General features: G+C 40.5%; 11 protein-coding genes. 7 read left to right on the top strand and 4 right to left on the bottom strand.

Going from position 1 to position 11166, the window contains the following annotated elements; all coding sequences use genetic code 11:
• Positions 1-233 precede the first annotated feature (233 nt).
• A complete protein-coding gene (locus tag AC0L6H_RS14835) occupies positions 234-572 on the bottom strand; it encodes a cupin domain-containing protein (RefSeq protein WP_473389890.1) in 339 nt (112 codons plus the stop codon).
• A 63-nt stretch (positions 573-635) separates the two neighbouring features.
• Positions 636-1514 carry an NAD(P)-dependent oxidoreductase gene (locus AC0L6H_RS14830; RefSeq protein ID WP_473389889.1) on the bottom strand — a complete coding sequence of 293 codons (879 nt, stop codon included), beginning with the start codon at positions 1512-1514 and terminating at the stop codon, positions 636-638.
• Positions 1515-2489: 975 nt separating this feature from the next.
• On the opposite strand from AC0L6H_RS14830, the gene AC0L6H_RS14825 reads away from it, so the two are divergent.
• Both AC0L6H_RS14825 and AC0L6H_RS14820 read left to right on the top strand, forming a co-directional pair.
• The gene (locus AC0L6H_RS14825) at positions 2490-3260 is read left to right on the top strand and encodes a tryptophan 2,3-dioxygenase family protein (protein WP_473389887.1); all 771 of its coding nucleotides are present in this window, start codon (positions 2490-2492) and stop codon (positions 3258-3260) included.
• 12 nt (positions 3261-3272) lie between these two features.
• Positions 3273-4391 (top strand): aminotransferase class V-fold PLP-dependent enzyme, encoded by a 1119-nt coding sequence (locus tag AC0L6H_RS14820; RefSeq protein ID WP_473389886.1) that lies wholly within the window; start codon positions 3273-3275, stop codon positions 4389-4391.
• 196 nt (positions 4392-4587) lie between these two features.
• Here the strand turns inward: AC0L6H_RS14820 and AC0L6H_RS14815 are convergent, their stop codons facing one another.
• Positions 4588-5514 carry an electron transfer flavoprotein subunit alpha/FixB family protein gene (locus tag AC0L6H_RS14815; RefSeq protein ID WP_473389885.1) on the bottom strand — a complete coding sequence of 309 codons (927 nt, stop codon included), beginning with the start codon at positions 5512-5514 and terminating at the stop codon, positions 4588-4590.
• On the bottom strand, positions 5511-6263 hold the full coding sequence (locus AC0L6H_RS14810) for an electron transfer flavoprotein subunit beta/FixA family protein (RefSeq protein ID WP_473389883.1): 753 nt from the start codon (positions 6261-6263) through the stop codon (positions 5511-5513). The genes AC0L6H_RS14815 and AC0L6H_RS14810 overlap by 4 nt, the downstream gene beginning before the upstream one ends.
• Positions 6264-6561: 298 nt before the next feature.
• On the opposite strand from AC0L6H_RS14810, the gene AC0L6H_RS14805 reads away from it, so the two are divergent.
• The 5 genes from AC0L6H_RS14805 (at position 6562) to AC0L6H_RS14785 (ending at position 11163) form a co-directional block, all read left to right on the top strand.
• Positions 6562-8208 carry an electron transfer flavoprotein-ubiquinone oxidoreductase gene (locus AC0L6H_RS14805; protein WP_473389882.1) on the top strand — a complete coding sequence of 549 codons (1647 nt, stop codon included), beginning with the start codon at positions 6562-6564 and terminating at the stop codon, positions 8206-8208.
• Between the two features lie 7 nt (positions 8209-8215).
• A complete protein-coding gene (locus AC0L6H_RS14800) occupies positions 8216-9004 on the top strand; it encodes an alpha/beta fold hydrolase (protein ID WP_473389880.1) in 789 nt (262 codons plus the stop codon).
• 91 nt (positions 9005-9095) lie between these two features.
• Positions 9096-9314 carry a DUF2788 domain-containing protein gene (locus AC0L6H_RS14795; RefSeq protein ID WP_473389879.1) on the top strand — a complete coding sequence of 73 codons (219 nt, stop codon included), beginning with the start codon at positions 9096-9098 and terminating at the stop codon, positions 9312-9314.
• A 41-nt stretch (positions 9315-9355) separates the two neighbouring features.
• Positions 9356-9880, top strand: a complete 525-nt coding sequence (gene fldA / locus AC0L6H_RS14790) for a flavodoxin FldA (protein ID WP_473389878.1) — start codon at positions 9356-9358, stop codon at positions 9878-9880.
• A 29-nt stretch (positions 9881-9909) separates the two neighbouring features.
• Positions 9910-11163 carry an SEL1-like repeat protein gene (locus AC0L6H_RS14785; protein WP_473389876.1) on the top strand — a complete coding sequence of 418 codons (1254 nt, stop codon included), beginning with the start codon at positions 9910-9912 and terminating at the stop codon, positions 11161-11163.
• Positions 11164-11166 lie beyond the last annotated feature (3 nt).

Raw genomic sequence — 11166 nt, 5'->3', positions numbered from 1 at the left:
CTCAAAAAATTTAGCGGAGTATACACTAGCAAAGTGCCGCGCACACCTTGTCATTTGTGCCTTCGTAAGAAAGACGCAGCTGAAGACTGACGCTTAATAGACTAGATTCTTGCCCCGCAAGAAAGACAGTAACTGTAGAAGTCTAACTAAGGATACGAATAGACTGAAGGAATGGATTTAAAAGTGGCCTGACGCATAGAATATGCGCAGGCCAATAGAAAGGTATTGGGAACCTAAATGAAGTCTTCTCTAGCTGGACTAAAGGTGTCTATTAATATGCCGCCTGTTGGGCATACACAACCATGTTCAACTTGTTGAGGCATAAAACAACTGTCACCTTTTTTCAAGACTTTAGTAACGCCACCAATCATAAAGTGGAATTCGCCTTCTTCAACATAGGTTACTTGAGAGTGACGGTGCTTGTGTACATAGCCTTCTGCACCAGGAGCAAACCAAATTTTTACAGCCATCAACTCATCGTTGAAACCCAACATTTGGCGTTTCATACCATTGCCGATGTCTTCTATTTCGGTTTCGCTACCGTACATAAAATGTTCACTTTGCTTTTCCATTTTCTAACTCCTAAAAGGTAAATTATTGGCCGTCACTACGCTGTGACATATATTCTCAAATGACTATTTTTCTAATTTTTTATAGTAATCAAAAATTTCAGGTACATTGCCATTGCCCATGCCGGCATCAAATGCTGCTTGTAAATTAGCAGAAGAACCTTCAGCAATTTTAGATTCTGTCCCTAAATCACTTACCATTTGTAAGAAGTATCCAAGATCTTTATTTGCATTTGCAATTGAGAAACCTAGATCGCTTACATTATCTACCGCGTAGTTTTTACAAAAATGCATGAACGGTGAATTTGAAGGACCTGTTGACATAATATCAAACAGTTGTTGACGGTCTACACCGGCTTTATCGGCAACAGCAAAAGCTTGTGACATCGCACAAACAGTGGTCATGCCCATAAAGTTATTAATAAGTTTGGTTGTATGGCCGGCACCAAGTGCACCTAAATAGAATACGTTTTCACCTTGGTCATCAAGAACAGGCTTAACTTTATTAAAGGTTTCTGTATCGCCTGCAGCCATAATATTCAATAAGCCATCTTTAGCGTGAGCTGGAGTACGACCTAAAGGAGCATCAATCATGCCTACGCCTTTGCTTGCTAAATCAGCGCCTATTTTACGAGTAGAAGCTGGAATAGAAGTACCAAAATCAATTAATGTTGAACCTGATTTAATTCCCGCAAGAATGCCATCGTCGCCATAAATAACTTTCTCAACGATGGCTGAGGTTGTTAGACATAACATGACAATATCAGCACCTTCAGCTAATTCTTTGGCACTGCTTGCCGATTTGGCGCCTCTTTCAACACATGCTGCAACAGCATCTTTGCTAAGATCCATAACAATTAGGTCGTAACCTCTTTTTTGAAGGTTCTCAACCATATTGCCGCCCATTAAACCAAGGCCGATGAAACCGATAGTAGGTTTAGACATGAATAACTCCTAATGTGTTGGCGCATATTGAAACTAGAAAATTGCATACCTCTATTCAAGACAGAAGATGGCGCGCCGATTTTTTGAAATAGTCAGGCCTTGCGTAAATCAATTTACCATGGATAAGTAGTCATTTAAAAATCATCAGCTATTTTTGATAGGCTTTTATAAAACTAGACGGTTAAAAAGCAATCAAAAATAACTCACTGCCATTTAAACATAACTTATCCATTACACATCAATTTAGGCTAAACATAACCTGTGTGTGTCACTGACTGGGCCAACAACAATTCATCGCGACCTATTTGGTTGCAGAACGAACCAATCAGAGGAACAAAACATTATGATGTTATTGCCAATTTGTCAACCAATATCTAAAGAACAGCTAAATTGAATGCCTAGGCTTGCAAGCTACACACTTTCATCACTGAAAGTGTAAAATTTTACATAGTCATATCTACCCGCTCATCCAATCCAATACATTTACTTTGTTTTTCAATAATATAGGATAAAGAAACCTGTCATTGTTATTAACTAAATCGCCTCATTCAACTTATAAAAGGCTGAGTGATTTTTGTCTTGCGAAGTGGTTAACCATATTACTGCAATCGGTGCTTTAATTTATTCAACTTAAGTATATAAATAATTTGTATGTAAAGGCCCCTACCTTTGGTCATTAAAAATGCATTTAACTTAAACCGTCGTTATTAAAAGGTGGCACAATTAACGAAGCCAATAACCATACGAGTGTTAGCCGTTAAGCGTATGTGCTCCCTACTTTTCGTCTAAATATAAAGCGCTTAAATTGGACTTCATTTGAATAAGGTTTTTGCTAATTTTGTGTTTATCAGATAGCGTAGATAACAACTGTAAAAGAACCTCTTTTACGCATAAATCATGTACATTGATGAATGCTTGTCAGTGAGAGTCAAAATCATTAGAGCTTCATTGTGCAATAAATAGGTAAATTCGAAAATGACTGATCAGACTAAAAATAAGAATCGATTAGATAAACAAAAATACTACAAAATGATAGAAAACCCAGAGATGCTGGATTACGGTGTCTATTTGCAATGCGACAAGCTATTAAGTTGTCAAAAACCAATTAGTGAGTTGTCGACCGCTGATGAAATGCAATTCCAGTTAGTACATCAAGTCGAAGAACTTTGGATGAAACTAATCTGTTTTACCTTGGTTGATATTCTTGACTATATGCAACAACAAAAACACCACCGCGTGATCTCCCTATTTTCTAGAGTGCATAAACTCCAGCGTATGATGGTTGATCAGTTAGATGTATTGGAGACAATGTCACCTAAAGAATACCAACAAATAAGATTGCAATTAGGCAATGGTAGTGGTCAAGAATCACCCGGTTTTAAAACACTGCTGACCATGCCCGATGACATATGGGCAAGTTTCAAAGCACATTATTTAGAAAACGGTAAGATTACTATTGCACAAATTTACGACGAAGAGTATTGCCATGATCATCGCTATGCTGTTGCTGAAGCGCTCACTGAGTTTGATGAGCAATTACAGTTGTTTCGTTGGCGTCACCTTTTTCTTATTCATCGCTCCATAGGTTTAGGCTCAAAGTCTTTAAAAGGCAGACCGGTTGAACTTTTACAAAAAGGAGCTGCGAAACGCTTTTTCCCTGAACTATGGGATATTCGAAATACCATGACCGACAAATGGGGCGGAGAATATGGCAAAGTCCGTCCTTCTATCACCCCCAAAAAATAATGGTAAGCAAGCATGAATATCAAGCAATTATTTGAAAAGCCCGAGGGAATTTACGCGCTATCTCACTCAGTAGGCCCGATGATTAAATCAGCAAAAACGGCCATTGATGTAGAATATCTATCAAGCTGGTCAAGTCTTGGGGGCGATGCTTGGCCGCATTGGCTAAACCAAATAGATGTCTTTTGTAGCAATATAGGCAAGGTAATAAATGCTGATGCTCATTTACTGTGTCCACAAGTCAGTCTGTCAGCTGGCTTTTACGCCTTTTTGACGGCAATTGCAAAATTGCCAGCACATAAGCATCAATCCACAATACTCATGCACAAAGACGCGTTTGCTTCTATGGGTTTTGTGGTAACAGGCTTAGCAAAAACCTTTAATTTACGCTTACACTTGATAGAGGGCGATCCCAACGATTTAGACCTTTGGTATTCTGCATTTGAGGAAAACCAGGTCTTAGCTTGTTTGGTGACTCATGTTCATTCAAACACGTCGATTAAGTCAGAAGTAGGCGCAATATGTAAAATTGCAAAGCAGTTTGAAGCTTTTGCTTGTGTCGATATCGCGCAGTCTGTTGGTATAGTCCCTGTCGATGTGCAGGCATGGAAGGCTGATGCAGTGTTTGGGTCTTGTGTAAAATGGCTATGCGGTGGTCCAGGTGCGGGTTTTATGTATATACGCGAATCATTACTAGCTTCGTTAGAACCAGATCCGCTGGGTTGGTTTTCACACATAGACCCTTTCGAATTTGATATTTTGCACTATCAAGCTGCGAATGACGCTAAGCGATTTTGGGGGGGCACACCAAGCATCGCGCCTTATGTTATGGCCAATGCTGCGATTGAAACTTTACTCACAATAGGCTTGCCCGTCATTCATAATACCAATAGAAGGCTAAAGCAGGTTCTTGCTCAGTCCCTTCCAAATCAGGCTTGTTACGAAAAACTTAAATCAGATCACGGCGACTTTGGTGGAAGTCTTTGTATACCAGCAAATGATTTTTCATTAAGTGCTCAAAAGTTGTTACAGAAAAAGGTCAAACATGATTGTCGTGGGAAGATATTCAGAGTGTCCTTGCACATAATTAATAGTGAAGAAGAAGCTGAAATTATTGGATCTTGCTTTACTTAAGCGCAATACGTGCAACACGCACTATAAGCAGCCTATTTTATTTGCTTATAAAATAGCAAATGATTTTAGTTGCACTAAATAAAAAGCCGACAAGTTTGAAGTACCCAGTTTACTTAGGTGACTTCAAACTAATCGGCTTCTTTCGCTATTCTAAAAGCCTACAGCGCGTCTAAAAATGTAATAAGCACATGTAAGCTTATAAAGCAGCTTCTAGTTTAGGTAACTCAACAAACAAGTCGCCTACAAGGCCATAGTCTGCCACTTGAAAGATAGGTGCTTCTTCATCTTTATTGATAGCTACGATAACTTTCGAATCTTTCATACCTGCTAAATGTTGGATCGCACCAGATATCCCAACCGCAATGTATAAATTAGGAGCAACAATTTTACCGGTTTGTCCAACTTGCATATCGTTTGGTACAAAGCCAGCATCGACTGCTGCACGGGATGCACCAATAGCAGCTCCAAGCTTGTCTGCAATACCATTAAGTAGCGCAAAATTTTCACCGTTTTGCATCCCTCTGCCACCTGAAATAATGACCTCAGCAGCGGTTAACTCTGGACGTTCAGATTCGGTAAGCTCTTCAGACACAAATGAAGATTTATCAGCACTATGCACTGCATCAACGCTAGCAACATCAGCGCTACCCTCATTGCCTGCAGCATCAAAAGCGGCAGCCCGTACCGTCACAACTTTTGTACTATCAGAGGATTGAACAGTCGCAATCGCATTACCTGCATAAATAGGTCGTACAAAAGTGTCGGCTGACTCCACTTTAATAATGTCTGAGATTTGTGCTACATCTAACAGCGCAGCAACTCTAGGCATAAAATTCTTGCCTGTGGTGGTGGCTGCAGCAAACACATGAGTATAATCGGCGGCCAATTCAACAACGAGGTCAGCGACATTTTCAGGCAGTTGGTGCTCATATACCGCATTATCAGCTAGCAGTACCTTGCTCACACCACTAATTTTTGCTGCCGCATCAGCAACAGCCGAGCAGTTTGCACCTACGACTAATACCGTGATATCACTACCCGCTGCGCTTGCAGCGTGCACTAGTTTGTTAGTTTCGGGTTTTAATGACGTGTTGTCATGTTCTGCATACACTAAAATACTCATGAAATCACCTTCGCTTCGTTTCTTAATTTCTCTACTAACTCATCAATATCTGCTACTTTCACACCACCTTGACGCTGTTGTGGCGGCATGACTTTCACAAGTGTTACCTTAGACGTTAAATCTACGCCTAGCTCATCAGCATTAATAACGTCAATGGGCTTTCGCTTTGCTTTCATTATATTGGGTAAAGACGCATAACGTGGTTCGTTCAATCTTAAATCTGTCGTCACCACAGCAGGCAAACTTAGTGCGACGGTTTGTAAACCGCCATCAATTTCGCGTGTTACCTTTACTTTTCCATCAGCAACATTGACTTCACTGGCAAAAGTGCCTTGCGGCATGCCGGTGAGGGCGGCCAACATTTGACCGGTCTGGTTATTGTCTGAGTCAATCGCTTGTTTACCTAAAATCACAAGATCAGGTGATTCTTTTTCAACTACGGTTTTAAGCAATTTTGCAATTTGTAAAGAATCAAGTTTGGCCTCAGTTTCAATATGCACGGCGCGGTCTGCACCTAGTGCTAAACCTGTTCTTATTTGTTCTTGAACCGCTTTTGGACCTATAGACACTACAACAACTTCGCTTGCGATTCCTTTTTCTTTGAGCCGAATGGCTTCTTCCACGGCAATTTCACAAAATGGGTTAATGGCCATTTTTACATTGGTCAAATCAACGTCGCTATTGTCTGGCTTTACACGTACTTTTACGTTGTAATCGATAGCACGTTTGATTGCTACTAAGATTTTCATACTTTCCCCTAAGCTATTTTCGAGCATTAAATATCAGTTAATGATAGCATTATTACTAATACTGAGGTGAGATGGCTCACCTGAATAAATATGATTAAGTGGTAAACATTTACGAATAAAAGTTTACTAGTCATGATGCATAGCGCAATCTATATACAGTTTACGTAAACGTCAACCTTGAATCACGCATTTGGTCATTAAAAGATCAAAAACAAATATTAGCGTGTTTTTGTATTGAGTATTATTTAATAAACGAATATAGAACTATAACCTTTATACTTGACCATTGGAGTGCCCCATGGAAAGAGAAGTCATGGAATTTGATGTCATTGTCGTAGGAGCCGGCCCTTCTGGCCTAACGACAGCGATAAAATTAAAACAGCTTGCTAACGAAAACAACCAAGAATTAAACGTATGTGTTCTTGAAAAAGGTTCCGAAGTAGGTGCCCATATTTTATCTGGTGCCGTTTTTGAGACAAGGGCCCTTGATGAATTGTTTGAAAATTGGAAAGAACTAGGTGCACCACTTGAAACCCAAGTGACTCACGACGAAATTTACTTGCTGAAAAACGAACAAAGCAGCATAAAATTGCCTAATTTTATGACCCCTAAAACCATGCACAATAAAGGCAACTATATTGCGAGTATGGCCAATATGTGCCGTTGGTTAGGCGAACAAGCAGAGTCACTTGGTGTAGAAATCTACCCTGGCTTTGCGGCTGCACAAGTCCATTTTGATGATAAAGGTAACGTGGCTGGTATTATCACAGGCGACATGGGCGTTTCACAAAGCGGCGAACAAAAAGATACCTATATGCCGGGCATGTTATTAACTGCCAAATATACCGTATTCGCAGAGGGTTGCCGAGGTCATTTAGGTAAATCCTTGATTGAAAAATTTGACCTAGCCAAAGGTCAAAGCCCTCAGCACTACGCACTGGGGTTCAAGGAAATATGGGACATTCCTGCTGACCAGCACCAAGAAGGTTTGGTTGTACATACCGCAGGATGGCCTCTAAATGATGCAACTGGCGGTAGCTATTTATACCACGCACAAAACAACCAAGTTTTTGTTGGGCTTATTGTCGATTTAAATTATCAAAATCCACACTTAAGTCCTTTTGATGAGTTTCAACGTTTGAAGCACCACCCCGTAATAGCGAACACCCTAAAAGGTGGCACACGGGTCAGTTATGGCGCACGTGCAATCGCCAAAGGCGGCCTGCAATCTTTACCTAAAATGACTTTCCCAGGTGGAATAATGGTTGGTTGTAATGCGGGTACGTTAAATTTTGCAAAAATAAAAGGCAACCATACGGCAATGAAGTCAGGCTTGTTAGCAGCCCAGACCCTCTTCCCATTAATCGATGACAAGCTTGCTGTGAAAGACCCTATCGAATATACAGAAAATCTCAATTCATCATGGTTATATGACGAATTGTATAGCTCACGCAATTTTGGTTCTGCTATTCACAAGTTTGGTACTTTCTTTGGCGGCGCATACAACACGATTGATCAAAACTTCTTCGCTGGAAAATTACCGTTTACGTTTAAAGATCCCGTAGCCGACCACGAATCTTTAGCGCTAGCATCTGAAAAGCCAAAAATCGAGTATCCAAAACCCGATGGTGCGCTAAGTTTTGACAAGTTGTCATCAGTTTTTTTGTCAAATACTAATCATGAAGAAGATCAGCCCTGTCATTTACACCTTGTTGATGCATCCATTCCTATTGCTGTTAATTTGGAAAAATACGACGAGCCAGCACAACGATACTGTCCTGCTGGGGTATATGAAGTTGTTGATGAAGCCAACGGAGACAAGCGTTTTCAAATTAATGCGCAAAACTGTGTGCATTGCAAAACCTGTGACATAAAAGAGCCTCAGCAAAACATCAAGTGGGTTGTGCCTGAGGGAGCTGGTGGGCCAAATTATCCCAACATGTAGGAGCAACATGCTTAAATCATTACACTACACACAGTCCGGCGCTACAGATATAAACGAGAGGACTAAACCTGTCGTTGTGCTTTTGCATGGTTTGTTTGGTAGTAGCGATAACCTAAGCGGCATCAGACGCCATTTAGAAGGTCAATTTGAAGTGATAAATATTGATCTTCCTGATCATGGCTTATCACCTCATTCGCAAACCTTTAATTTTGAACGCTATGCACAACAAGTCCTGCTTACTTTGAATCAATTAAACATCAAAAAGGCAAGTATTGTGGGACATTCACTAGGGGGTAAGGTGGCGATGTGGATTGCCTACCTACTCCCTTCGTTAATCGATAAATTGATTATTTTGGATATTGCTCCTTGTGCTTATGAGCCACGCCATCAAGAAGTCATTAAGGGTTTACAATCGGTTCCACTTGATACTATAGAATCTCGAAAACAAGCACAGCAACATATCGCCAAGTTTATCAAAGAACCAAGCACACAAGCGTTTTTACTAAAAAGTCTATTTGAACAAGACGAACGTTGGCAATGGCGATTCAATCTACACGTATTAGTTAGAGATTATGCCTTATTAAGTGACTGGACCCTAGGCGATAAAGTCGTATTTGATGAAGAAGTATTATTTATTAAAGGCGAGCATTCTGATTATTTATTAGCTGAGCATCAAAGCGCTATTAAAGCGCAGTTTCCAAAAGCCACAGCTAAATTAGTAAGCGCTGGACATTGGTTACATGCAGAAAAGCCACAAGTGGTTAACAGCTTAATAACAAAGCATTTACTCAAATGATGAGTAAAGTGTTTTTAGCGTTGAATTTTCTCTTTTTCAACACTTTTATGCTAATATCCGCCCTCCTTTAGTTTTGGTGAATAAATAAAGAATGTCAGCTGAATCATATCAACATATTGAATCAATATTACTGAACATTACCCTTGCCGGCTTATTTTTGCTAATGGCTTATGCCATTCATGATGTCATGCAAAAAAATGATGTCCCCAAAGTAGGCCGTTTCGTCGCTTACGGCGTATTGGGATTAGGATGCTTAGGATTTGTCGCCAAAGGCATTATTCAATTATTTTATATAGGATCGGGCGTTTAAAAAAACGCAGCGGTTTGTTTGCAAATTAGTGGAGTATTTATATGGCAACGGTTGGTTTATTTTTTGGTAGCGATACAGGCAATACAGAACATATCGCGAAGATGATCCAAAAAGAACTTGGCAAAAACCTCATTGACGTTAAAGACATAGCGAAAAGTACTAAAGAACAAATAGCAGAATACGACTTGCTCTTGTTCGGAATTCCCACCTGGTATTATGGCGAAGCGCAATGCGATTGGGATGATTTTTTTCCGGATTTAGAAGAAATCGATTTCGAAGATAAATTAGTCGCTATTTTTGGCTGTGGTGATCAAGAGGACTACGCAGAGTATTTTCTTGATGCGATGGGCATGATAAGAGATATCGTAGAACCTAAGGGTGCCATATTAATCGGTCAGTGGCCTTCAGAAGGCTATGATTTTGAAGCATCAAAAGGCATGGCTGATGACGACCACTTTGTTGGTTTGGGCATTGATGAAGATAGACAACCTGAATTAACAGAGCAGCGTGTCAAAGCATGGTGTAAGCAAATTCACGAAGAGATGTGCTTAGCAGAACTCGGATAGTACAAGCTTTACAAGGACCATATCAAAACATGTCAAATAATGACCACTCTCCAAGCTCGGCAGCAGACGATGAGACGCAGGGGCAAGAACAGCGTCTCAGTACTATACCGAATCAAAGTACTCAAAGTGATACGACAATTAGTAATGATACTATCGAGCTTGAAGTAAGAAAACGGGCCTTGCGCGGGTGGAAGATTGCCGCTGTAGCCATTATTGCAATAGTCGCAGTAGTCTACACTAGTATCGATTTTAATGACCCAAACCAAGCCACCGAAGCTCAATTAGCAAGCATTGAAGCGTTTGATCAACGCCTAGTTGCATGTAGTAAAGTACGCAGTGCAACTCCAAATGAAGCCTTTGAAAGCTGTTTAAGTGCCGCTGAAGAAGGCAATGTTGTCGCCATAAAACGTATTATTTGGGCTTACTCCCGACAGGGAGAGGAACAAAATTTAACCAAGGTATTTGAATGGCTGCGGCGTGTACCAAACAGAGGCAACGCAACTGAATTGTTAATGTTTAGTTTGGTGCATTTAAACACAGATGCCGAACAACTAAGAAAAGATAGTGAAGAGGGTATCAGCAGATTGGTCGCCAAGAATTATGCGCCTGCAAATATCGTACTTGCGTCACTCTACGCACTGGGCGAAAATATCCTAGCACCAAGCAGCAATACGCTATGGCTTCTTGAAAAAGCGCACAATAAAAACCCGATAGTACTCGAAGCGACAACCCTAGCGATGATCTACGCGAACGGATTTTTAGGCCCACAAAAGATCAGTGTCGGTAAAACAGTCTTAGAAAAAGAAAGTGAACGTAATTTCCCTGTTAGTACAAACAACACCGCTTGGTTTTTAGCAACGCTTGATACAAATCCTTTTACCCCAAGTGATTACGCAGTTACATTGGCCCAAGAGGTAATTGACGACCCCGTACACGGTCAAAACCCAATATATGTTGATACTTTGGCTGCTACATATGCTGCGAATAATCAATTTTCAGAGGCAATAGAAACGCAAAATCAGGCAATCGAACTATTAAAGCAAGGGGAATTTAATGAGAATTTCGCGGACCGCACGCTTGCTGAATATGAACAACGGTTGAGCCTCTATCAAGAAAATCGTGCTCTTGTAGAAACAAGCTTAATGACAGCGAAAGAACCTTTCTTCAAAAACATGAGAAATCGTACGCTTGAATATGTGTTAGGTGATTTTTTTCAGCCAATAGATATACCTACCCTACCAACTAGTAGCGATGCAGGCGAATCAGCAAGTAACGAACAATAAGAG

The sequence above is a fragment of the Glaciecola sp. G7-5 genome (assembly GCF_055808975.1).
This window is presented reverse-complemented; position numbering and strand designations above follow the sequence as displayed.